Below are 21,865 nucleotides of genomic sequence, written 5' to 3'. Positions count from 1 at the left end.
CGTTGCACCCTGTTCCGCTACGTTGTTTCGTCCGCGCCGTCGCCCGCAGGAAGTGGCGCCCGCAAACCGCCGAGCAGGAAACTCATCAGGCGCGGCCGCATGCGCTGCATGGCGTCCGGCTCATCGATGCGCACGCCGGTCAGCACCTGCAGCGAATCGATGCCCGACACCGCGTACGACATGGCGCCCAGCATGAAATGCAGGCGCCACAGGATTTCCTCGACCGGCACCGTCGGCAGCGCGCGGCAGAACGCATCGCGGTAACGGCCGATCACCGGCGCGTATTCGGTCGCGAGATATTCGCGCACGGACGGTGACGGTTCGGTGAAGGTGCGGCCGAGCAACTGCATGAATTCACGCCCGGCAGCACTGCCTGACGCCAGATCGAGCGAACTGCTGAAGAACGCATCGACGATGCGGTGCGGCTTCACCGGCTGCTCGCCGGCCGCGGCTTCGGCCGCATCGAGTGCCTGCATGCGCTGCGCGTTCAGCGGCTGCAGATGGCGCTTCAGCACCTCGCGCACCAGTACGTCCTTCGAACCGAAGTGGTAGTTCACCGCCGCAAGATTGACGCCGGCGTCGCCGGTGATCATGCGCATCGACGTCGCCTCGAAACCGTGTGCCACGAACAGGGCCTGCGCCGCATCGAGAATGCGGCTGCGGGTTTCGTGCGCGGTCAGCGAAGTGCGACGGACATCCATGCCTGCACAGCCCTCATTCAAACGTTCGTTTAAATTCTAGCCAGGAAAGCGTCGCTGTCAAGCATGTTGACCACCGCTGCGTGCGGGCATCAGCCTCCGCGCAGCAGCCAGACCGCCCAGGCGGCGCCGACCGACAGCAGCACACCCGGTGCAACCTGAGCCGCAAAGGCCCGGTCGCCGGCCGTCGCAGCGACAACGATCTTGCTGATCGCGTTGGTCGTGAAGGCGATCAGGATGGGCAGCACCGCCTGTGCGGCCTCAATCTTGCCCGAAGCGTTGAGCGCGGCGACCGCCGCGGCAGACGAATGGGCGTCGGCGAAACCGGCCAGGCCCACGGCCAGGTTCAGGCCGGCGCTGCCGAAGGCTTCGCGCAGCAGTGAAGTCAGCAGCAGCATGCCGCCCATCGTGACGGCGAACAGCACGGCGATACGCGGGTTGAAGGCGCGGCCGGGCGGCACGGTCTCGCCCTCCATCGCATGCACACTGCGCCACGCGACCAGCAGACCGTAAGCCAGCGCCGCGATACCGGCCGCCAGCAGCGGCAGCGCCATTTCGCGCAGTACGGCGGTACTGGTCACTGCGAGCAGCAGCACCAGTTGCAGCACGGTCGCCAGCGACGACAGCACGGCACCCGACACGGCGCCGGCGCGCAACGCGGGCGTGCGCACGGCCTGCGCGCCCATCGCCGCGATGGTGGCGGTGCTCGACACGAAGCCCGATGCGAAGCCGGCGAACGACAGGCCGAGCGCCGGCCCGGCGGCGCGCAGCGCAATGTGGCCGCACGCGTTGATCGCCATCATCAGCACGGCCAGCGTCCACAAGGTGCGCGGATTGATCGCATCGAACGGATCAACCGTGCGATCGGGCGTCAGCGGCAGGATGACCAGCGCCGCGGCCGCCAGCAGCAGCGCGTCGTGCAGTTCCTGCTCCGACATGACGCGCACGACGAAGCGGTGCAGGTGGCTGCGCGCGGCCAGCATGATGGCCACCAGCACGCCGATGCCGGTCGCCAGCGGCGCATCGACCTGCGCCAGCGCACCGAGCGTGAAGGTCAGCAGCAGCGCGATTTCCGTCGTCAGGCCGGGGTCGGTGACGGATGACTTGCGGTAGGACACCACCGTCAGCAGCCCCACGGCTGCCGCCAGTACCGCCAGTGTCAGGCCGCCGCCGAGCAGCATGGCCAGCGCGCCAAGCAATGCAGCCAGCGTGAAGGTGCGCAGACCGGCTGCCGCGCGCGCCGGACCTTCGCCCTTGCGCCGCTCGCGCTCCATGCCGATCAGCAGGCCGATGCCGAGCGCGGCAGCCAGGCCGATCAATCTGGGATCAACGGATTCGGACATGCCTCAACGATACGCGGGTAGGCGGCACCGACGCTCATCCGGTGCGATCCGGATGAATGATCGGGTGCATTGATCGCATGGCGGGTGCTCCATCGCGGTGCGTGAAGCCACCCCTAAACCCCGATCCGGAAAGGACATTTCAGCGACCGTGAAAATCTGTCAACGGCCACGGCGGGCGCGTATGTTCATTGATCGCATATTGATCGCAGGCAGTGACGCCGGCATGGCACGCAGCGTGCAAAGGACAGGGAGCGCCGCCAGAGCGCACTGACCCGGACGACCACCCCACAGGAGAGTTCTCATGCCGAAAGTTACCAAGCCCGCCAATCAGAAAGGTGAATTCCTCGTCGATTACGAAGAGAAGGTGTTCGAGGACGTGAAAGCCGAGCCGGGCGAAAAGGCGCTGGTCACCTTCCATACGGTCGCCTTCGAAGGCTCGATCGGCTTCGTCAATCTGCTGCAGGCCACCCGGCTGAAGCGCAAGGGCTTCGACACCTCCATCCTGCTGTACGGCCCGGGCGTCACGCTGGGCGTCAAGCGCGGCTTTCCGACGCTGGGCGACGAAGCCTTCCCCGGCCACCAGAACTTCAACAACCAGATCACCAAGTTCATCGCCGAAGGCGGCAAGGTCTATGCATGTCGCTTTGCACTGCAGGCGCTGTACGGCCATGGCGAAGGGTCGCTGATCGAAGGCATCACGCCGATCAACCCGCTCGACGTGCTCGACATCATCCTGCTGCACCGCAAGGACAACGCCTTCATCCTCGACACCTGGACCTTGTGATGTCTTCCGCGCGAGTAATCCGCGCCGCCGCGATCCAGATCGCGCCCGACCTCGAATCGGCCGACGGCACGCTGGCGCACGTGCTGGCGGCGATCGACGAAGCGGCGGATCGCGGCGCGCGGATTGCGGTGTTCCCGGAAACCTTTCTGCCCTACTACCCGTACTTTTCGTTCGTGCAGCCGCCGGTGCTGATGGGCGCGGCGCACCTGAAGCTGTACGAACGGGCGGTGGCGGTGCCCGGGCCGGTGACGCAGGCCCTCGCCGAGCGGGCGCGCTCGCGCGGCGTCGTGGTGGTGCTCGGCGTGAACGAGCGCGATCACGGCAGCCTGTACAACACGCAACTGGTGTTCGACGCCGACGGCAAGCTTGTGTTGAAGCGCCGCAAGATCACGCCGACCTATCACGAGCGCATGGTGTGGGGTCAGGGTGACGCGAGCGGCCTGAAGGTGGTCGACACCGTGGTCGGTCGCGTCGGCGCGCTGGCCTGCTGGGAGCACTACAACCCGCTGGCGCGCTTCGCGCTGATGACGCAGCACGAGGAAATCCACTGCGCGCAGTTTCCGGGTTCGATGGTCGGCCAGATCTTCGCCGACCAGATGGAAGTGACGATCCGCCATCACGCGCTCGAAGCGGGCTGCTTCGTCATCAATTCCACCGGCTGGCTGAGCGACGCGCAGATCCAGTCCATCACGCCCGACGCGGGCCTGCAGAAGACGCTGCGCGGCGGTTGCTGCACCGCCATCGTGTCGCCCGAAGGCGTGCATCTGGCGCCGCCGCTGACCGAAGGCGAAGGCATGGTGATCGCCGATCTGGACATGGCGCTGGTCACCAAGCGCAAACGCATGATGGATTCGGTCGGCCACTACGCGCGGCCCGAACTGCTCAGCCTCGCCATCAACGACCGCCCGGCCCGTCCGGTCGTGTCGATGGCGTCCCCTTCAGACCCTGTCCGGAGCACCTCCGATGAGCACCCCACCGATTATCGAAGCGGACCGCGAATCGCACCGCACATCGAACCGCACATCGACCGACCGTCAGCAGGCGACGGCGCTGATGACGGAACTGCAGTCGTTCGGCTTGCGGCTGGCTGATCCGGGCGCCGGCGCACCGAGCCGGCGCGGCGGTGCCGGGCCGTCCGATCACAAGGCGGTGACGGTGGACGGCACAACCATCATGGTGCCGGTGCATACGGGCTCGGCCTTCAACTCGCCCTTCATCGCCGAAGCGCCGGACGCAGACGGCCGCGTGCAGTTGAAGCGCGGCAGCATTCCGATCGCGCAGATCCGCTTTCCTGAACAGCCGCGCTTCTACGCGCTGCAGACACTGGATGGCGTGCCCTACTCGCACATCGCAACGCTGCACGGCGCCGACGTGCTCGCGACCACGGTACTGCAGACCTGCATCCGGTATGAAAGCCGGCGCAAGTCGTGCAAGTTCTGCTCGATCGGCCAGTCGCTGGCGGCCGGTCGCACCATTGCGCACAAGACACCGGACCAGCTGGCCGAAGTCGCCCGCGCCGCGGTGCTGCTCGATGGCGTGAAGCACATGGTCATGACCACCGGCACGCCGGCCACGCCGGACCGCGGCGCGCAGGTGCTGTGCGATTCCGCCTTCGCCGTGCGCGCCGCGGTCGACCTGCCGATACAGGCGCAGTGCGAGCCGCCCGGGGGTGACGACGGTGACCGCTGGTTCGCGCGCATGAAGGCGGCCGGCATCGACAGTCTGGGCATGCACCTCGAAGTGGTCACGCCGGCGCTGCGCGAACAGATCATGCCGGGCAAGGCGACGGTCTCGATCGAGCGCTACATGGAGGCGTTCGAGGCGGCGGTCGCGGTATTCGGCCGCGGCCAGGTGAGCACCTACATCCTGGCCGGGCTGGGCGACACCACGGACGCCATCCTCGACATCAGCGCGAAACTCATCGGCCTGGGCGTGTATCCCTTCGTCGTGCCCTTCGTGCCGATCAGCGGCACGCCGCTGGAAGATCACCCGGCGCCCAGCCCGGCCTTCATGCGGTCCATCCTCGAACCGCTGGGCGCGATGCTGTCCGATGCCGGCCTGCGCTCGACCGACATCAAGGCCGGCTGCGGCAAATGCGGCGCCTGCTCGTCGCTGTCGTCGTACGAAAAACGGGACGCTCACCATGCTGCACGCTGACCCGGTCGGGTACTGCGAACTGCCGGCGCATTTCGCGCCGTGCGAATTCCGCATCAAGTGGGCGGACAGCGCGTGGGAGCGCAGCGAAGCGCATCGCCTGCGGCGCGCGGTGTTTTGCGAGGAACAGGGCGTGTTCGACGGCGACGACATCGACGCCATCGATGCATATGCCCAGCTCATCGTCGCCGTGACCCAGGTCGGCGGCATGCCGGACCAGGTGGTCGGCACGGTGCGCATCCACGAAGACCGGCGCTCCGGCGAACCTGGCCTGTGGTGGGGCTCGCGCCTCGCGGTGGCGCCGGCATTCCGCAGCCACGGCAAGCTGGCCGCGACGCTGATCCGGCTCGCGGTGACCAGTGCGCATGCGCGCGGCTGCCACACCTTCCTCGCCCACGTGCAGGCGCAGAACCTGCCGCTGTTCCGTCGCCTGCACTGGAAGCCACTGCAGCCGGAAACCCTGCACGGCCGGGCGCACTGGCTGATGCAGGCCGAACTCGATCACTACCCGCCGTGTTTCGACGTGTTCAGCGGCTTCGTCACGCGCTCGACGACTGCGCGCAGCGGAGTCGCCGCGTGAATCTGCACGCCCTCGTCGACGCGCTGCGCGGCAGCCCCGGCTTCGCGCACAAGCGCGACATCGGCGACGTGATGGCGGCACTCGGCCGTGCACTGCCCGGCGGCATGCAGGACATGGCGCAAGCCGTGGCCATCGGCGACGACTGTGCCGCCATCGCCGATCCGTCGGGCGAGGGCTGGCTGCTGTTCGCCATCGAAGGGCTGGTCGAACAGTTCGTGTCGCGCATGCCCTGGTTCGCCGGCTACTGCGGCGTCATGGTGAATGTGAGCGACATCTGCGCCATGGGCGGGCGGCCGATCGCGGTGGTCGACGCGCTGTGGAGCGACGGCGCCGACGCCTCGTCGCCGGTGCTCGAAGGCATGGCCGCGGCGTCGGCGCGCTACGGTGTGCCCATCGTCGGCGGCCACAGCAATCACCGCGCGGCGCGCGGCCAGCTGGCGGTCGCCATACTCGGCCGCGCGAAGAGGCTCATCACCAGTTTCAATGCGCAGCCGGGCGACGAACTGATCCTGGCGGTCGACCTGCGCGGCGCGTACGAAGAACCCTATCCGTACTGGAATGCCTCGACCCGCGCACCGGCCGAGCGCCTGCGCGGCGACATCGAACTGCTGCCGCAGCTGGCCGAAGCCGGCCTGTGCGACGCCGGCAAGGACGTCAGCATGGCCGGCCTGATCGGCACCGCGCTGATGCTGCTCGAGTGCTCGAAGGTCGGCGCGGTGATTGATCTTGACGCGGTGCCGCGCCCTGACGGCATGCCGCTGCTGCGCTGGCTGCTGTCCTTTCCGAGCTTCGGCTATCTGCTGTCGGTGCGTCCGGCCCACGCCGACCGCGTCATCGCGCGCTTCGGCGAACGCGACATTGCCGCGGCGCGCATCGGCCGCGTGACCGCATCGCCCGAGGTGTGGCTGACCCTGCAGGACGAACGCGCGCTGCTGTGGAATGTCGCCGAACAGGCCTTCATTCTCGCCGCGTCGACGGCACGCGCGGATGTGGAGGCGATGCATGGCTGACGCACTGCAGGCGGGGCTGAAAATCGGCCTGCTGACGCATTCCGTCAATCCGCGTGGCGGCGTGGTGCACACGCTGGAACTGGCGCAGGCGCTGCAGCGCGACGGCCACGACGTGACGATGTTCGCACCGGCCGCACCCGGGCAGCGTCTGTTCCGCGCGCCGGCGTGCAGCTTCGAACCGGTGCCGGTGACCGGCACCGCCGGCGGCGTGGTCGACATGGTCAGCGAACGCATCGGCGCCTATGTCGCCCACCTCGCGCCGCGTCTGGCGACCCGGCCATTCGACATCCTGCATGCGCAGGACAGCATCAGCGCCAACGCGCTGGCCGCACTGGAAGATCTGGGTCTGATCGACGGCTTCGTGCGCACCGTGCACCACCTCGACGAGTTCGACGACAGCCGGCTCGCCGCCTGGCAGGCGCGCGGCGTGCAGTGCGCACGCACCGTGCTGTGCGTCAGCGATCTGTGGCGCGACCGGCTGGCCGACGATTTCGGCATCGACGCGCAGCGCGTCAACAACGGGGTCGACGCCGAACGCTACTCGGCACAGCCGGGCGACGGCGACCTCATCCTCGCACATCGGCTGGGCATCACCGAAGCCGCCGGGCGCGGCCCGGTGTTCCTCGCCGTCGGCGGCGTCGAGGAGCGCAAGAACACGCGGCGCGTGCTCGAAGCCTTCGCGCTGCTCAAGGCCGATCTGCCGGGTGCGCAACTGGTGATCGCCGGTGGCGCCAGCCTGCTCGACCACGACGGCTATGCACGCGCCTTCCAGGCTGACCTGCGCGACAGTGGCCTGACCGTGGGCTATGCGCACGACGTGGTCATCGCCGGCACGCTGGCCGATGCCGACATGCCGGCGCTGTTCCGCCTCGCCGACGTGCTGGTCATGGCCTCGACGTGCGAAGGCTTCGGACTGGTGGTGCTCGAAGCGCTGGCCAGCGGCACGCCGGTCGTCGTGTCGTCGACTGCGCCCTTCACCGAATATCTGGGCGACACCGACGTCAGCTGGGCCGACCCGCAGGACGCCCTGTCGATCGCCCACGCGATGCGCCGCGCCTGCGACCCGCGCCGCGCCGAGGTATTGCGCTACGAACTGCCCGAAGTGTGCCGGCGCTTCAGCTGGCCGGCCAGCGCCCGGCGTCACGCCGACCTGTACCGGGCGTCGCTGCTTCCGCCTGCATCCATATAGGGATATCTGCGCCATGCCCACCATGCACTTCCGGGTCCGCTGGCCCGACCAGACCGAAACCCGCTGCTATTCGCCATCACTGGTGATCAAGGACTACTTCGCGCCGGGCACCTGCTATCCGCTGGCCGAATTCATGGTGTCGGTGCGCGAGGCGCTGCACATCGCATCCGAGCGGGTGCGCGCGAAATACGGATTCGCCTGTTCGGCCGCGCTGGACCAGCTGGCCGACATCGAACAACGCGCTGCGCACTGGGCCATGCAGCCCGATGCGCAGATCGAAGTACTCGCCTTCGACGAGTGAACCACGGAGTCACTGCCATGCCCCCATCCTCCCCTTCCCATCTGCCGGTCATCATCGTCGGCGGCGGCCAGGCCGGCCTGTCGATGAGCCACTGCCTGCAGCAGGCCGGCATCGACCATCTGGTGCTGGAAAAGCACAGCGCGATGCATGTCTGGCGCACCCAGCGCTGGGACAACTTCTGCCTCGTCACGCCGAACTGGCAGTGCGCGCTGCCCGGTCATGTGTATGACGGTCCGGACCCGCACGGCTTCATGAAGAAGGACGAAATCAACGCCTGGCTGGCCGCCTTCCGGCGCAAGGTTGCGCCGCCGATCCGCGAGGGCGTGGCGGTGCGCCGCGTCAGCCCGCGCGCGCAGGGCGGTTTCGACGTGATCACGTCGGATGGCGAGTGGACGGCCGATCAGGTCGTGGTCGCCAGCGGTGGCTATCACTTGCCCATCGTGCCGCGGCTGGCCGAGCGTCTGCCGGCCGGCATCGTGCAACTGCATTCCGAGCAGTACCGCAGCGCGGCCGCACTGCCCGAGGGCGAAGTGCTGGTGGTCGGGTCGGGGCAGTCCGGCGCGCAGATTGCCGAAGACCTGCATCTGGCGGGGCGCAAGGTGCATCTCGCGGTGGGCGATGCGCCGCGCTGCGCGCGCTTCTACCGCGGACGCGACGTGGTCGACTGGCTGGCCGACATGAATTACTACGACATGCCGGTGACCGAGCACCCGCTGCGCGAAGGCGTGCGCGACAACACCAACCACTACGTGACCGGCCGCGACGGCGGGCGCGACATCGATCTGCGCCGCTTCGCGCTCGAAGGCATGGAACTGTACGGTCTGCTGCAGGATCTCGATGGTACGACGCTCACCTTCCAGCCCGGCCTGGGTGCTGCGCTCGACCACGCCGACCGCATCTACAACGGCATCAATGCCGCGATCGACAAGCACATCGCCGGCGCCGGCATCGACGCACCGCCGCCGTCGGTCTATGAACCGGTCTGGGCGCCTGCGGCGGAGCGTACGACGCTCGACCTGTCGTCGAGCGGCATCACGAGTGTCATCTGGTGCATCGGCTTCAGCCCGGACTTCCGCTGGGTGGACGCGCCGGTATTCAACGGTCGCGGCGACCCGGTGCACACGCGCGGCGTGACACAGCAACCGGGCCTGTACTTCCTCGGTCTGCCCTGGCTGTACACCTGGGGCTCGGGCCGTTTTTCCGGCGTGGCGCGCGACGCCGCCTGGCTGACCGAGCAGGTGACCGCCTTCGCGCCCCGGCATCTTCAACCGGAGGAGGCCGTCACATGCTGATGCAGGACGCGAACCACTTGCAGCCGCGCGCCACGCTGGCGCTGCTGCAGCACTATCAGGCCGGCATGCCGCAACTGGCGCTGTATGGCCTGTCGGAAAACTGGCTGCTGAAGGAATGCGCCCACCTGCACTGGATGGCCATCGCCCGCGCGCAGGGGCGCGACGAAGCGACCTTCTCCGACATCGAAGGCCGCCGCAGCTATGCCGCGCTGACCGCGGTGCGGCTGTACGAGGCGCAGCTCGATGCAGTGGCCGAACATGCGCCCTTCGCGCTGCTGGCGCGGCTGGTGCCGCATGGCCGCGCGCAGCATTTCAGCGCGCAGACGGTACGCATGGGCAACACGCGCGTGGCGCGCATCGAATTGCTGTCGGCGCTGGTGCGCCGCGAGCCGGGCGGCGGCAACCGCAGCGTCGCCAGGGCGCAGATGCTTCCGGGGAGCGAAGACCCGATGTCCGGCGACGCCACGCTGATGGCGGCTGCAGCCGAACTGAAGTCGCTCGGCCGGGCGCACCGCACCGCGGCGCACGAGGGCGAAGTACTGCGCAGCTTCGACTTCACGCCCTGCCCGAACAGCGATTTCAACGGTGCCGGCTTCCTGTACTTCGCCACCTTCCAGGCCCTGGTCGACCGCGCAGAGTTCGCCTGGTACGGCCTGCGCGCGTCGGTCACCGCCGAGCGGACGCTGTATTTCCACGGCAATATCGACCCGGGCGAAGCGGTACGTGTGGAACTGCTGTCCGCCGGTGCGGAGCCGGACGGCTTTCATCATCGCTGCCGCATCGTGCGCCGCACCGACGGCCTCTGCATTGCCGACGTGATCACCCGCAAGCGCTTCACCCGACGAGCCGACTGATGGACAAGACCGCGCAGATCTGGCTCAAGCGTATCCGGTCGAGCAACAAGCCGGCCTATCTGCTGATCGCCGACCTGATCGCCGAAGACGTGCGCAGCGGCCGGCTCGCCGCACGAGACCGTCTGCCCACGCTGCGCGAACTGGCCGACTACCTCGAACTGAATTACACGACGGTGGCGCGCGGCTATGCCGAGGCGCGCAAGCGCGGCCTGATCGATTCGCGCGCCGGCATGGGCACCTTCGTGCGCGGGGCCACACCCGGCCTGACGCTGCGCGGCGGCAGCGGCGCCGAAATGACGATGAACCTGCCGCCCGAGCCGCACGACCCGGCGCTCATTGCGCGCCTGCGCGACAGTGCGGCGCAGGTGATGGTGCAGTCCGACTGGTACGACCTGCTGCGCTATCAGGACTTCGGCGGCACGCGTGACGACCGCGCAGCCGGCGTGCAGTGGCTGCGTCGCCGGCTGCCGCTGTGCGCGGTCGAGCGGGTGCTCGTGTGCCCGGGCATCCACGCCGCGCTGACTGCGCTGGTGTCGCTGCTGGCACGACCGGGCGAGTTGATCTGCGTCGAGTCGCTGACCTATCCGGGCATCAAGGCCATCGCCGCACAGCTCGGTGTGCAACTGCATGCGCTGCCGCTGGACGACGACGGCCCCAGCGCCGACGCCTTCGAACACGCGTGCCGGACGCTGAAACCGCGCGCGCTTTACTGCAACCCGACCTTGCTGAACCCGACCACCGCGACCGTCACGCGCGCCCGGCGCGAGGCGCTGGCCGATGTGGCACTGCGTTACGCCGTTCCCATCATCGAGGACGACGCCTACGCCATGCTGCCGCGCGACACACCGCCGCCGCTGGCCACGCTGGCACCGGCGCTCACCTATTACATGACGGGCCTGTCGAAGTGTTTCGGCGCCGGCCTGCGTTCGGCCTTCGTGCACGCACCCGGCCCGCGCCAGGCGGAACGCCTGGCCGGCGCGCTGCGCGCCACCACGGTCATGTGTTCGCCGATCACCAATGCGCTGGCCACGCGGTGGATCACGGATGGCACGGCCGACGCCATGCTGGACGCCATCCGCAGCGAATCCGTTTTCCGCCAGTCACTGGCCACACGCCATCTGGGCCGCCATGCGATGCGCGCGCACGCGGAAGGCTTTCACCTGTGGCTGCCGCTGTCGTCCGACTGGTCGATGGTGGAATTCGCGTCCTACCTGCGCACGCAGGGCGTCGGCGTCGTCGCGAGCGCCGCGTTCAGCACCGACGGCACACCACCCGACGCGGTGCGCGTGTGCCTCGGCGGCCCGATGTCGCGCGACGACTGCGACCTCGCGCTGCGCCTGATCGCCGACACACTGGAACATCCGCTGCAGCCGCATTCGACGGTGATGTAGGGTACCGGCACGGCCAACGCGAAGCGGCAGGCGACTTGCATGAACCCTGCGCGCGGCACGACGAGACACCGCAAAAACAAAAAGCCCGACCTGGAGGTCGGGCTTTTTGTGCGGCCACCATCCGCGCACGAGCGCGGAGGCGACTGTCAGCTGAAGCGGCGGCGCAGGCCGGCAAGACCGAGCAGCGCAAGGCTCGCGAGTGCAAGCGTGCCCGGTTCCGGAATCGGCGTGCCCGGGTTATTGACGTCGACCAGAATGGCCACGCGACCCACCTCAACCCGCTCGAGTATGGCGGTCAGCGCGAAGGTGTATTCGCCTTCTACCGTCGGCGAGAACGAACCGAGAGGTGCGGTGATGACGCCGGGGATGCTCGTGGCGAGGAAATCCATACCGAGATTGAACGAATTCTGGATCGCCGCACCCTGCAACGTCGAACCGAGAAACTCGATCACACCGTGATTGGCTTCGTCCGTGCCGCTGGCCGGATCGAAGTCGTAGTACAACCGGAACACGTAATTCGAAATGTCGTCACCACCCACATAGAACGCGAAGTTCCACAATGCGTAGGGATCGGCAGGCGAAGACGGCGGGCTTGCGGACACACCGGTCGCGGCTTCGAAAGTGCTGGTGCCGTTATTGACCAGATTCGGGCCGGTGAAACGCTGATGTGCGGTCAGGCCGATGGTTACATCTGCCATCGTCGGGTCCACTGCAAGCACCTGGACTGCGGTATTCGGAATGCCCGACCCGCCAAATGTGGCACCCGACAGGGTTTGCAGTGCGGTACTCGACGGCGTGATCGGCGCAGCGAAAGCTGCAGTGCTGGCGAATGCAACGAGCGCAGCGACTGAGTTGAGGGCGTACTTCATGGAAGCTCCTGACGCTGTAGGTTTTCGTGAGTCATTACCAGCAATTGCTGTGCCATCGATTTAATTACCGAAAAACTCTTTATTTTCAGTTCATTGAGATTCCACTCAAATGAAGCGGATCGTGCGATGTAAGATTTACCGACACCTCGTGAACCATTTCCTGAACTTTGCGCGTGAAGTTCTGTTTCGCACCAGGATCCCGATGCACCCGGAACCACAGCTTGCACCGGGCAGCTACGATGCATCCGGGTCCCTGTGAAGACCGGATACCAGTTGGAGACGCACATGCACACCACTGTCATCATCGAGTCAGGCGTTGAAGGTCCCGACTGTGCGGCCGACATCGTCAACATCGTCCATGAGCTCCCGGGGATAGACAGCGTCGACGTATCGCCGGAAACCGGTACGGTCAGCGTTGAGCACAGTCCTCTTGTGTCGGAAGACGATATCTGCCGTGCGCTTGAGGACGGCGGTTTTCCGGTGCAGCGTTGACCGGGTCGCACCAGGGCCCCTTCGATCCGGCGACCTGCCGCAGCCCTGCGGCAATAAGGGAGCAGGTCCGGAAACATCCGGCGCAGGCATGCCACCAGACACGGTCGGTCGCGCGCCCATCCTGACTGCTGTCTGCAGGCTGCGGCAGGCGAGCGCTCAGCCCGCTTCGGACTTGCCGGCCCCCCCCCCGCTTTCCTTCAAGAACCCGATATCCGGCCGCCTCTCGGGACATGACTCAAGAAGGCTCACGCGCAGCGGTCTGCAGCATCGCCGTGATCGACATCATCGGTTATCCGGACAAACCGGTGGCCGAACAGGCGCAGATGCGAGCGCGCTTCAATCAGATATCGGGCACGGCACTGACTGGCGTGCGCCCGGCGGCGCGAATCGTGCTGGATACCGCAGACGGCGCGGCCGTCACGTTCGTCGAAGCCCGGACGACGCGCTTCGCTGTGCAGCACGGGCCGGTCATGCGGATCGGCGCACCGGTGATGCCGCCCAACCTCGTCGGTGACGGCCTCGGAGTGGCGCATCGCGTCGCGGGCGTTGCCGGCGTCGGCAGGGTGTTCGCGACACCAGCCTTCGTCGATGCACTGGCGAATCGGCAAGATGCGTGCAGGCGGCTGTTCGAACCGGCGGGTATCCGCACCGATGCGCAGCTGCGTGAACACGAGGTGTTCATCCTGACCGACAACCCGCTGCCCGGCCGACTTGACAGCGCGCCGGGCAGTGGCCGCGAGTCAGGCAAGCGGTCGATGCGACCGCTGGCGGGCCTGCGGAAGCGGTGCGGCCCGGAACCCTGCGGGTGAATGTACTGGCATGGGGCGAGGTCAGCGTGGCCGGTGCCCTCCATGGCGCGGCACCGCCGGAGCGCAACCTCATTTTGGCGCCCCGCCTGCAGTATCGAAATCCGCAACCCCGCGTTTGCGCCGCATGAACAGCAGGTGGAAGTCAGATCCGGCGCTGGTCGATCTCATTGTGGCAAGAGCGCTGACCAAATCACCGGATGCGCGTTACCAGAACGCCGCGCACATGCCGGACGACCTGCGCGCCTGCCGCCTGCAATGTGTGTCGGACACTGATTTCAAGCCGCCAGTGCGGGTCCGGTCGACGTCCGGTGCGTCCGGCGCCGTCACCGAGTCCTCGCCCGCGCCGGGTGCTGCGACGGTCTCGCGCGGACTGGCACGCGATTTCGACTCCACCGAAACCATCATCCGGCTCACGGCACGCTCCGCGGCCATCGATGATCCGGATCGCCTCGCTGCCACGGTCGGAGGTGGTCGAAGCCGCATTGAAGGCCGCCGCGTCGCGTCCGGCGCCCGAACTCGATGTACGGCCACTCGCGAACTGGTCGGCGGCAGATCGCAAGCGCCTTTGGGGTGCCGTGGTGGTCGCAATCGGCCCGTCGGCGCGGCTGCTTTCCCTAGAGGCCATCCTCGCGAAACCGTTGCCGACAGCCCGTGTGGCGCCTGCTCCGTACCTTACAATTGCGCGATGAGACACTCCGCCGCTGCGCCCCTGCCCGCACCCGAAGCCCCCCCAGGCACCCGTCGCCGGGATCTCGACACCCTCAAGAGCCTTTTCCCCTACCTCTGGGCCTACAAGTGGCGCGTGCTGATCGCGCTCACCTTCCTGATCGGCGCCAAGGGCGCGAACGTGACGGTGCCGCTGATATTCAAGCAGCTGATCGACGCGCTGACGCCGGCCGCCGCCATGCAGAAGAGCGCGCTCGAAGCCGCACCGCTGCTGGTGCCGCTCGGTCTGCTGGCGGCCTACGGCGCGTTGCGCTTTTCGACTTCGCTGCTGACCGAACTGCGCGAAATCGTGTTTTCGCGTGTCACGCAACAGGCGGTGCGGCGCATTTCGATGCAGGTATTCCAGCATCTGCATGCCCTTTCATTGCGCTTTCACCTCGAACGCCAGACCGGAGGTCTGACGCGCGACATCGAGCGAGGCACCCGCGCCATCGGCTCGCTGATCAGCTACACGCTGTATTCCATCCTGCCGACGCTGGTGGAGATGGGCCTCGTGCTGAGCATCCTCGCGGTGAAGTACGAAGCGGCGTTCGCATTGATCACCGCGATCACGCTGGCGATCTACATCACGTTCACCGTGGTCGTCACCAATTGGCGTACCAAGCTGCGACGCGAAGTGAACGAGCTGGATTCGGCGGCCAACACACGTGCCATCGACAGCCTGCTGAACTACGAAACGGTGAAGTACTTCAACAACGAGGGCTTCGAGGCGCGCCGCTACGACGAACAGATGGCGCGCTGGCAGCGCGCGCAGGAGCGCAGCCAGGTGTCGCTGTCGTATCTGAACATCGGCCAGGCCTTCATCATCGCCATCGGCGTCACGCTGATGATGTGGCGCGCCACGGTCGGCGTGGCCGAAGGCCGCATGACGCTGGGCGACATCGTGCTGGTCAATGCCTTCATGATCCAGCTCTACATCCCGCTGAACTTCCTCGGCGTGCTGTACCGCGAAATCCGTCAGTCACTGACCGATATCGAGCGCATGTTCGGCCTGATGGACACCCACCGCGAGATCGCCGATGACCCGGATGCAAAAACCCTGCCGCCGGGACCGTGCGAAGTGCGCTTCCAGCAGGTGAATTTCAGCTACGAGCCGGCGCGCCAGATCCTGCACGACGTAGACTTCACGATACCGGCCGGTGGCCGGGTCGCAGTGGTCGGCCAGTCGGGCTCCGGCAAATCGACTTTGGCGCGGCTGCTGTACCGATTCTATGAAGTGAACAGCGGCGGCGGGCGCATCACGATCAATGGCACCGACATCCGCAAACTCACGCAGGACAGCCTGCGCACCGCGATCGGCATCGTGCCGCAGGACACCGTGCTGTTCAACGACAGCATTCACTACAACATCCAGTACGGCCGGGTCACCGCCTCGGCGGAAGAGGTCGAAGCGGCGAGCCGCGCCGCGCAACTGCACGACTTCGTCACCCGCCTGCCTGACGGCTACGACACCAAGGTCGGCGAGCGCGGCCTGAAGCTGTCCGGCGGTGAGAAACAACGCGTCGCCATCGCGCGCGCGCTGCTGAAAGACCCGCCGGTACTGATCTTCGACGAAGCGACGTCGGCGCTCGACTCGAAAACCGAACAGGCGATCCAGTCGCAGCTTGAACAGGTGGCGCGCGGCCACACCACATTGATCATCGCGCACCGGCTGTCCACGATCATGGATGCCGACCAGATCCTGGTGATGGACGCCGGCCGCATCGTGGAGCGCGGCTCGCATGCCGAACTGCTGGCGCTCGACGGCGCCTATGCGCAGATGTGGGCGTTGCAGGCGCAGGAGGAAGAAGGAACCTGACAACATCACTCTCCGCTGGCGCCGGCGATGGACGAAAAAAAACCGCGCGTTGCGCGGTTTTTTTTGTTGCCTCAACCGATCAGACCAGCTTGCGGCGACGGGTCAGGAGCATGCCGGCCAGTGCCACGCCAACGAGGGCCAGCGATTCCGGCTCAGGTACGCCGGTCGAGGGCGGCGGCGTCGTCGGCTTGTACGAGCCGGTGATGCCCGCCAGTTTGATGTAATCCAGCTTGTCAGAAGCCGGCCCCGGCGTGACGAGCCAATAACGCGAATACGTGCTGTTGGTCGTCAGGCGCGGATCGGTCGGGCCGGTGAAGTCGCCAACCTTGGTCCAGCCGGTCAGCGTCGAATAATCCTTGCCAAGAACCGTAGACGTCGAAAAGGGGGTCGAGCTGGTGTAAGCGTAAAGTTGGAGGTCAGAATCGTTTGTCGACCATCCGATATCGAGCTGTTCCATCGTGAACGCCGACGAGAAAGAGAACAGGATGGACTCGACTGCGCCCTGATTGTCGAACGAGTGCTGCGGGTTGTTCAGATAACCGGATGACGTTACCTCGTCATTCGTGCTGCTGTCGCGGCTCGTGACGCCCAGACCGCTAGACCCTTGATAGTTCAGGTATGCAGCTTCGATCTTCGCGTTGGAGGCTGTGTTCGCGAACGCATTCATCGTGACCGAATTGCCTGCACCATTGGTGTACGTCATCGCCGAATACTCGGCGACTTGCGACGCAAAGCCGCTTGCACTGACCGATGACGTTGCGGTGGAGGTGAATGACCAGCTCGTCGACGCAGCCGATGCGGCACCGCTCAAACCGATCAGCAGAGCGGCACTCAGGATTTTCAGGCTTTTCTTTTTCATCATTTGATCCTTGGAAGTCATTGACTATGACTGACTGTCAGTAACTTCATAGCAAAATTAAGGCCAGTTTTTAATATCAAATAAAATCAATTACTTGATAACTACAAAAATGTGTGTTGTAAAGATATCCGACATGGCTCAGGGGACCCCAATTTCGGCTCTGAGCGCGCGAGCGTTATCGATCCCCGGAAACGACCTGCCGGATTGCAGCGCGGCCTCCAGTTCCTGAAGCGCTTCGGCTTTGCGCCCGGACTTGGCCAGGGCCCAGGCCAGGTGATAACGGATTTCCGGATTGGCCGGGTCACGAAGGCGCGCCTCGCGCAGATGCCGCAATCCCGCATCGAGCTGGGATTTCTGCACCAGGATCCATCCCAACGTATCAAGGATCAAGGCGTCGCCAGGCGCCAGCTTGAAGGCGCGCTCGGCGGTCTGCTGGGCAGCGGGATCCTTGAGCTGCCATTGCAGATTGGCGAGATTGTTCAACACTGGCGCCGATTCCCCGACCTTCAATACGGTTTCGAGCGTCGCCTTTGCTTCGCGCAACTGACCTGATTCGGTCTGCGCCTGGGACAGCAGGAGCTTCATCGCCATGTCGCGTGGTCTCGATTTGACCAGCGCTTCGACCGACGCCCTCGCCTGCGCCGCATTGCCGGCCCGCCGGTGCGTTTCGTACAGGCGTCCGGCGACATCAACCCCTGCACCCTTCGAAAGCGCCATCCCGTAGTGGCCGATCGCTTCAGTCCACTTGCTGCGTGCGAACGCGACGTCTCCCGCCAGCTTGAATGCTTCCGGAGGCGGCTTCGCGTCTCTGAGGAGCTGCTGGGCGCGCGCATCGGCCTTGTCCAGTGCGCCTTCGCCAAGCAACAGTTCGCCTTGCATGACCTTGGCGGGCACGAAATCCGGCGCGCCCTGCAACGCCTTTTCAAGGCTGTAGGCGGCACCGGACGGGTTGCCTGCCTGCATTTGCAGGCGCGCGATCCGGTACTGCGCAACGGCGTCGAAATCTGCCGCACGCGTCATCGACGTGAGTGTCGCGCGCGCGCCTGCTGCGTCGCTGCGGGCAAGCTGAACACGGACCAGCGCCGCCTGCACGGCAAGGTAGCCCGGTTGACTCGGAGTGCTGTCCTTGGCCACTTCAAGCGCCTTGTCCAGCGCGCCCGTCTGGAGATATAGCTCGATCAGCGCGATCTGGCCGTCGACGTGCCTGCGGTGCTTGTCGCGCAGGATCTCCAGGCCGCGCAGCGCCTCGGCAACCCGCTTCTCGCGTACGTCGAGCTGTGCCAGTTCGAAAAGTGCGGAAGGGTGGTCAGGCTTTTCCTTGAGCAGCGCAAGCAGCCGGGTCCGCGCCTCGGCCGGTTTGCCTTCGGCGAGTTCCAGCTTGACCAGATTGAGCTTGACGCTGTCGAAATTCTTGTCTTTCGACAGCGCCTTGTCGTACGCCTTGCGCGCACCCGCGAAATCGCCCGCAGCTGCACGCGCGACGCCGAGCACATTCAGCGCCGGAAGATTGTCCGGTTCGCGCTTGATCACCTCTTCCATCAGCTCCGCTGCACGCCGCGGTTGCTGCTCGCGCAGCGCGGTGAGTGCAAGTGCCATGCTGGCCCGGCCCTGACCCGGGTCGTCCTTGACCACCTCGCGCAACTGCGCCAGACCTTCCTGCGTCTGCTTCGACCCGAGCAGGCTCAGGCCGAGCGAAGTCTGTATCTCCGGAGACTTGCCCAGCCTGGCGGCTTGTTCAAGCAGTTCAGTGGCGCGCTCATGTCGCTTGAGCTTGCCATAGGCGGTCGCCATCAGCGACAGCACTTCGGGATCACGGGTACCGCTGCGCATCAAAGGTTCGAGCGTGACAATGCCGGACGCCGGATCTCCGCCCGCGATCTGCAGCGAGGCAAGCGGCTTTCGCGCGGCCGGCTGCGACGGGAAAAACCGCACGTGCAGTTCGAAATACTCTTTTGCCTTTGCTGGCCCGCCAAGGCTCAGATGCGCCAGACCGGCAATCAGCGCGAGATGGGAGCGACTGGTCAGTGCGCCGCGCGGCAACGGGTCGATGATGTTGACGACTTCGCCAAGCAGTTTCCTGGCGCCGTCGCGATCACCTTCGAGGTCGGCAATCACGGCCCGCAGATAGGCGGCGCGCGGTTCGGTCTTGTCCACCTTCGCCAGTTGCAGTAGCGAAACCTTGGCCTCGGCCATGCGGCCGAGATCCATCAATACCGAACTTCTCCCGAGCAGGGCCTCGCTGTTGTCGGCCGCGAAGTTCAGTGCCTGGTCATAGTACTCAAGCGCCACCGCCAACTTGCCGGACGCATAGGCAACCGCCGCACGTGCTGTCCAGGCATCGGTATCAGCGGGACCGAGGCTGGTTGCCTGCTCGGCCAGCGTCGCGGCTTCTTCGGCGCGCCCCGCGCCGAGTGCGAAGCGCGAATGGAGTGCAAGCGCGGACGGCGCGTTCGGATTGAGCGCGCGTGCCTCATTAATGACCGCGATTGCCTGGGCGTACTGGCTCGACTCCTGATGGGCACGGGCCCGCAGCAGCATCAGCTCATATCGGATGCCGAGCGGCAGATCGGTCGGCTGCAGCGTTTCCAGCAGTTCCTTCTGCTGACCGATGGCCAGCAGGACATTGGCCAGCGGAACGATGTACTCGGCACGCGATGCACCTCGGCGCTGCGCCTCGCGCAAGGCCACCTCAGCGGCGGCGAAATCGCCCTTGCGCAGTCCGGCTCGCCCCATGAGCAGATGAGCCGCCAGCATGCCGGGGTCGGCCTTCAGCGCGTTCTTGAGCTGGATAATCGCGCCGGCGTCGTCCTTGCGCTCGTAGCGCACCAGTGCATCCTCGTAGAACCGGCTGGCTTCGTCGGCCGCACGGGTCGGAAAAGACGCCAGCACGCCTGCAAACAGGATCAATGCGATCAGTGGCCAGAGGGGACGTTTCATGGAGTACGGAAATGCGGATCGACTCCGGATTATAGAAGTCGTCCGGCTGGCGGCAGCGCAACCATGTCACGGCGGGCGCGGGTGAGCGGCCGCCGGCATCCGCCCTAGCTGCGCAAGCGCGCGGCAGCGCTGCCGATGCGCTGAAGGTGAAGTTTTGTATCGATGCCTTCCACCGACGCGCGTCCATGCCAGGCGAAGCTCAGGCTTGCCGCGTCGCCCAGTGCCTCGCGCCAGTTCAGCGCCGGTGTCGCGCGATCACACAGCAGCAGGGCGCCGCCCTCGCTGCGTGCCTGTGGCGCAAACAGCCCTTCGATGCGCGACGCGCCGGCGCGGCAGGCGGCATCGGCCGGGTCGGCCAGGATGGCCTGCAGACTGGCATAGCCGTCGCGCACCGACAGACCATGGCGCGCCAGCACCAGTGGCAGCCATCGGCCGTGACCTTCGTCCGCACCGTCGGCGCCCAGGCTGGCGACATATAGCGTGCCGTGCGGCAGCGCGCCGCTGGAGGCTGCCGGACCAACGAACTTGAACAGGTGCATCGGCCGCGATGCTTCGGTCAGGTAGAGCACGGTGCGACCGTCCTTGGCCTGGACCGGCTGACTGGCGAGATAGCGCACCCCCGCGAGCTCGGCGACGCCGGTGTCGGCGTCGAGCACCAGCGGATGCAACGGATCGGCGTGAAACTCGGTCATGGCGGCAAGCCCGGGAAGGTCGTTGCCTGCACTGTCGCCGCCCGAGGTTACCGCCTCGTGAAGGTGCTCAGCCGCGGCCGAGCGCCTGATCGACCACATCACGGTTCAGCGCGGACGCAAACTGCTCGATGAAATCGTAGGTGTAGCCGCGCAGCCATGCGTTGCGGTGCAGGCCGATGCGGGTGGTGCTCGGCTCGAACAGGTGGGCACAGTCAAGCGCGCGCAGGGCGCGGTCCTGCTCAGGGTCGAACGCCATCTGCGCGACGATGCCGACGCCGAGCCCCAGCGCGACATAGGTCTTGATGATGTCGGCGTCGATCGCACTCAGCATGATGTTGGGCGACAGCGACTGCGCGGCGAAGGCGCGATTGACGGTGGAACCGCCGGTGAAGGTGAAGTCGTAGGTGATCAGTGGCCACTCGGCGATGGCGGCCAGCGTCAGCGGCTTCTCATCGAGCAGCGGATGGCCGGGCGGGGTAATCAGGCAGCGGTTCCACTGGTAGCAGGGCAGGCTCACCAGTTGCTCGTATTCATCGATCGCTTCGGTCGCGATCGCCAGATCGGCCTCGCCTGACAAGACGTATTCGCAGCACTGCGTCGGATTGCCCTGATGCAGCGCGACCTTTACTTCCGGGTGGGCGCGCATGAACTCGGGCAGGATGCGCGGGAGCACGTAGCGCGCCTGCGTATGCGTCATGGCGATGGTCAGCCGGCCGCGTTCGCCGACCGCGTATTCTTCGCCCACCTGCCTGAGCGCCCCCATGTCGCGCAGCATGCGCCGCGCGATCGCCACCACTTCTTCACCCGGGCGCGTCATTGCCACCAGCCGCTTGCCCTGCCGGATGAACACGTCGACGCCCAGCTCCGCTTCCAGCAGGCTGATCTGCCGCGACACGCCGGACTGCGAAGTGTGGAGCGCCCGCGCCGCCTCGGACACATTCAGGTTGCGCTGGGCGACTTCGGCTACATAACGCAACTGTTGCAGGTTCATGGGCGGCCTTTAGCACTGGAAGTGATTTGAATCTTACTTCAAAGCATTTCCGATTATCTTGCTGTCGAACTAAGCTGCGCACTTCCCGCGTGCTTG

The 21,865-nt window shown here is 66.2% G+C and carries 20 protein-coding genes; 13 read left to right on the top strand and 7 right to left on the bottom strand.

Annotated elements, in window-relative coordinates:
- Window positions 1–17: 17 nt before the first annotated feature.
- Complete coding sequence (locus Q8Q80_RS07475; RefSeq protein ID WP_305632303.1) at window positions 18–701, bottom strand: TetR/AcrR family transcriptional regulator; 684 nt, start codon at window positions 699–701, stop codon at window positions 18–20.
- Window positions 702–790: 89 nt separating this feature from the next.
- Window positions 791–2,041: a DUF4010 domain-containing protein gene (locus Q8Q80_RS07470; protein WP_305632302.1), complete on the bottom strand. Its 1,251-nt coding sequence runs from the start codon at window positions 2,039–2,041 to the stop codon at window positions 791–793.
- A gap of 301 nt (window positions 2,042–2,342) precedes the next feature.
- Between Q8Q80_RS07470 and Q8Q80_RS07465 the strand changes: the two genes are divergently transcribed.
- The 10 genes from Q8Q80_RS07465 to Q8Q80_RS07420 are packed head-to-tail and all read left to right on the top strand — an operon-like array spanning window position 2,343 to window position 11,596.
- The gene (locus tag Q8Q80_RS07465) at window positions 2,343–2,825 is read left to right on the top strand and encodes an MSMEG_0572/Sll0783 family nitrogen starvation response protein (RefSeq protein ID WP_069039341.1); all 483 of its coding nucleotides are present in this window, start codon (window positions 2,343–2,345) and stop codon (window positions 2,823–2,825) included.
- Complete coding sequence (locus Q8Q80_RS07460) at window positions 2,825–3,916, top strand: Nit6803 family nitrilase (RefSeq protein WP_305632301.1); 1,092 nt, start codon at window positions 2,825–2,827, stop codon at window positions 3,914–3,916. The genes Q8Q80_RS07465 and Q8Q80_RS07460 overlap by 1 nt, the downstream gene beginning before the upstream one ends.
- Window positions 3,879–4,982, top strand: a complete 1,104-nt coding sequence (locus Q8Q80_RS07455) for an MSMEG_0568 family radical SAM protein (RefSeq protein ID WP_305632300.1) — start codon at window positions 3,879–3,881, stop codon at window positions 4,980–4,982. Before Q8Q80_RS07460 ends, Q8Q80_RS07455 begins: the two co-directional genes overlap by 38 nt.
- The gene (locus Q8Q80_RS07450; RefSeq protein WP_305632299.1) at window positions 4,969–5,559 is read left to right on the top strand and encodes an MSMEG_0567/Sll0786 family nitrogen starvation N-acetyltransferase; all 591 of its coding nucleotides are present in this window, start codon (window positions 4,969–4,971) and stop codon (window positions 5,557–5,559) included. Before Q8Q80_RS07455 ends, Q8Q80_RS07450 begins: the two co-directional genes overlap by 14 nt.
- Window positions 5,556–6,569, top strand: a complete 1,014-nt coding sequence (locus Q8Q80_RS07445) for a sll0787 family AIR synthase-like protein (protein ID WP_305632298.1) — start codon at window positions 5,556–5,558, stop codon at window positions 6,567–6,569. Before Q8Q80_RS07450 ends, Q8Q80_RS07445 begins: the two co-directional genes overlap by 4 nt.
- The gene (locus Q8Q80_RS07440) at window positions 6,562–7,758 is read left to right on the top strand and encodes an MSMEG_0565 family glycosyltransferase (protein ID WP_305632297.1); all 1,197 of its coding nucleotides are present in this window, start codon (window positions 6,562–6,564) and stop codon (window positions 7,756–7,758) included. The genes Q8Q80_RS07445 and Q8Q80_RS07440 overlap by 8 nt, the downstream gene beginning before the upstream one ends.
- A 13-nt stretch (window positions 7,759–7,771) precedes the next feature.
- Window positions 7,772–8,059 (top strand): MSMEG_0570 family nitrogen starvation response protein, encoded by a 288-nt coding sequence (locus tag Q8Q80_RS07435; RefSeq protein WP_305632296.1) that lies wholly within the window; start codon window positions 7,772–7,774, stop codon window positions 8,057–8,059.
- 17 nt (window positions 8,060–8,076) lie between these two features.
- Window positions 8,077–9,351 (top strand): MSMEG_0569 family flavin-dependent oxidoreductase, encoded by a 1,275-nt coding sequence (locus tag Q8Q80_RS07430; RefSeq protein ID WP_305632295.1) that lies wholly within the window; start codon window positions 8,077–8,079, stop codon window positions 9,349–9,351.
- Window positions 9,345–10,205, top strand: a complete 861-nt coding sequence (locus tag Q8Q80_RS07425) for a Pnap_2097 family protein (RefSeq protein WP_305632294.1) — start codon at window positions 9,345–9,347, stop codon at window positions 10,203–10,205. The genes Q8Q80_RS07430 and Q8Q80_RS07425 overlap by 7 nt, the downstream gene beginning before the upstream one ends.
- Window positions 10,205–11,596, top strand: a complete 1,392-nt coding sequence (locus tag Q8Q80_RS07420; protein ID WP_305632293.1) for a PLP-dependent aminotransferase family protein — start codon at window positions 10,205–10,207, stop codon at window positions 11,594–11,596. The genes Q8Q80_RS07425 and Q8Q80_RS07420 overlap by 1 nt, the downstream gene beginning before the upstream one ends.
- 146 nt (window positions 11,597–11,742) lie before the next feature.
- On the opposite strand, the gene Q8Q80_RS07415 is transcribed toward Q8Q80_RS07420, so the two are convergent.
- The gene (locus tag Q8Q80_RS07415; protein ID WP_305632292.1) at window positions 11,743–12,465 is read right to left on the bottom strand and encodes a PEP-CTERM sorting domain-containing protein; all 723 of its coding nucleotides are present in this window, start codon (window positions 12,463–12,465) and stop codon (window positions 11,743–11,745) included.
- Window positions 12,466–12,750: 285 nt separating this feature from the next.
- Between Q8Q80_RS07415 and Q8Q80_RS07410 the strand changes: the two genes are divergently transcribed.
- The 3 genes from Q8Q80_RS07410 (at window position 12,751) to Q8Q80_RS07400 (ending at window position 16,290) form a co-directional block, all read left to right on the top strand.
- A complete protein-coding gene (locus Q8Q80_RS07410; protein WP_305632291.1) occupies window positions 12,751–12,957 on the top strand; it encodes a heavy-metal-associated domain-containing protein in 207 nt (68 codons plus the stop codon).
- A gap of 305 nt (window positions 12,958–13,262) precedes the next feature.
- The gene (locus Q8Q80_RS07405) at window positions 13,263–13,766 is read left to right on the top strand and encodes a hypothetical protein (RefSeq protein ID WP_305632290.1); all 504 of its coding nucleotides are present in this window, start codon (window positions 13,263–13,265) and stop codon (window positions 13,764–13,766) included.
- A gap of 685 nt (window positions 13,767–14,451) precedes the next feature.
- Window positions 14,452–16,290, top strand: a complete 1,839-nt coding sequence (locus Q8Q80_RS07400) for an ABC transporter ATP-binding protein/permease (protein ID WP_305632289.1) — start codon at window positions 14,452–14,454, stop codon at window positions 16,288–16,290.
- 79 nt (window positions 16,291–16,369) lie between these two features.
- Here the strand turns inward: Q8Q80_RS07400 and xdp1 are convergent, their stop codons facing one another.
- The 4 genes from xdp1 to Q8Q80_RS07380 form a co-directional block, all read right to left on the bottom strand.
- A complete protein-coding gene (xdp1, locus tag Q8Q80_RS07395; RefSeq protein WP_305632288.1) occupies window positions 16,370–17,149 on the bottom strand; it encodes an exosortase-dependent surface protein XDP1 in 780 nt (259 codons plus the stop codon).
- Window positions 17,150–17,287: 138 nt separating this feature from the next.
- Window positions 17,288–20,086, bottom strand: a complete 2,799-nt coding sequence (prsT, locus tag Q8Q80_RS07390; RefSeq protein WP_305632287.1) for an XrtA/PEP-CTERM system TPR-repeat protein PrsT — start codon at window positions 20,084–20,086, stop codon at window positions 17,288–17,290.
- Window positions 20,087–20,190: 104 nt separating this feature from the next.
- Window positions 20,191–20,778, bottom strand: a complete 588-nt coding sequence (locus tag Q8Q80_RS07385) for an alkaline phosphatase PhoX (RefSeq protein WP_305632286.1) — start codon at window positions 20,776–20,778, stop codon at window positions 20,191–20,193.
- A 67-nt stretch (window positions 20,779–20,845) separates the two neighbouring features.
- Window positions 20,846–21,769: a CysB family HTH-type transcriptional regulator gene (locus Q8Q80_RS07380; RefSeq protein WP_305632285.1), complete on the bottom strand. Its 924-nt coding sequence runs from the start codon at window positions 21,767–21,769 to the stop codon at window positions 20,846–20,848.
- Window positions 21,770–21,865 lie beyond the last annotated feature (96 nt).

The sequence above is a fragment of the Methyloversatilis sp. genome, from assembly GCF_030698125.1.
Taxonomy (GTDB): domain Bacteria; phylum Pseudomonadota; class Gammaproteobacteria; order Burkholderiales; family Rhodocyclaceae; genus Methyloversatilis.
Note: the sequence above shows the minus strand (reverse complement) of the source record. Positions and strands in the feature narration are given on the sequence as shown.

Coding starts and splice junctions, on each gene's coding strand:
- Q8Q80_RS07475 (WP_305632303.1), bottom strand. CDS start 701: ATGGATGTCCGTCGCACTTCGCTGACCGCGCACGAAACCCGCAGCCGC.
- Q8Q80_RS07470 (WP_305632302.1), bottom strand. CDS start 2,041: ATGTCCGAATCCGTTGATCCCAGATTGATCGGCCTGGCTGCCGCGCTC.
- Q8Q80_RS07465 (WP_069039341.1), top strand. CDS start 2,343: ATGCCGAAAGTTACCAAGCCCGCCAATCAGAAAGGTGAATTCCTCGTC.
- Q8Q80_RS07460 (WP_305632301.1), top strand. CDS start 2,825: ATGTCTTCCGCGCGAGTAATCCGCGCCGCCGCGATCCAGATCGCGCCC.
- Q8Q80_RS07455 (WP_305632300.1), top strand. CDS start 3,879: ATGACGGAACTGCAGTCGTTCGGCTTGCGGCTGGCTGATCCGGGCGCC.
- Q8Q80_RS07450 (WP_305632299.1), top strand. CDS start 4,969: ATGCTGCACGCTGACCCGGTCGGGTACTGCGAACTGCCGGCGCATTTC.
- Q8Q80_RS07440 (WP_305632297.1), top strand. CDS start 6,562: ATGGCTGACGCACTGCAGGCGGGGCTGAAAATCGGCCTGCTGACGCAT.
- Q8Q80_RS07435 (WP_305632296.1), top strand. CDS start 7,772: ATGCCCACCATGCACTTCCGGGTCCGCTGGCCCGACCAGACCGAAACC.
- Q8Q80_RS07430 (WP_305632295.1), top strand. CDS start 8,077: ATGCCCCCATCCTCCCCTTCCCATCTGCCGGTCATCATCGTCGGCGGC.
- Q8Q80_RS07425 (WP_305632294.1), top strand. CDS start 9,345: ATGCTGATGCAGGACGCGAACCACTTGCAGCCGCGCGCCACGCTGGCG.
- Q8Q80_RS07420 (WP_305632293.1), top strand. CDS start 10,205: ATGGACAAGACCGCGCAGATCTGGCTCAAGCGTATCCGGTCGAGCAAC.
- Q8Q80_RS07415 (WP_305632292.1), bottom strand. CDS start 12,465: ATGAAGTACGCCCTCAACTCAGTCGCTGCGCTCGTTGCATTCGCCAGC.
- Q8Q80_RS07410 (WP_305632291.1), top strand. CDS start 12,751: ATGCACACCACTGTCATCATCGAGTCAGGCGTTGAAGGTCCCGACTGT.
- Q8Q80_RS07400 (WP_305632289.1), top strand. CDS start 14,452: ATGAGACACTCCGCCGCTGCGCCCCTGCCCGCACCCGAAGCCCCCCCA.
- xdp1 (WP_305632288.1), bottom strand. CDS start 17,149: ATGAAAAAGAAAAGCCTGAAAATCCTGAGTGCCGCTCTGCTGATCGGT.
- prsT (WP_305632287.1), bottom strand. CDS start 20,086: ATGAAACGTCCCCTCTGGCCACTGATCGCATTGATCCTGTTTGCAGGC.
- Q8Q80_RS07385 (WP_305632286.1), bottom strand. CDS start 20,778: ATGACCGAGTTTCACGCCGATCCGTTGCATCCGCTGGTGCTCGACGCC.
- Q8Q80_RS07380 (WP_305632285.1), bottom strand. CDS start 21,769: ATGAACCTGCAACAGTTGCGTTATGTAGCCGAAGTCGCCCAGCGCAAC.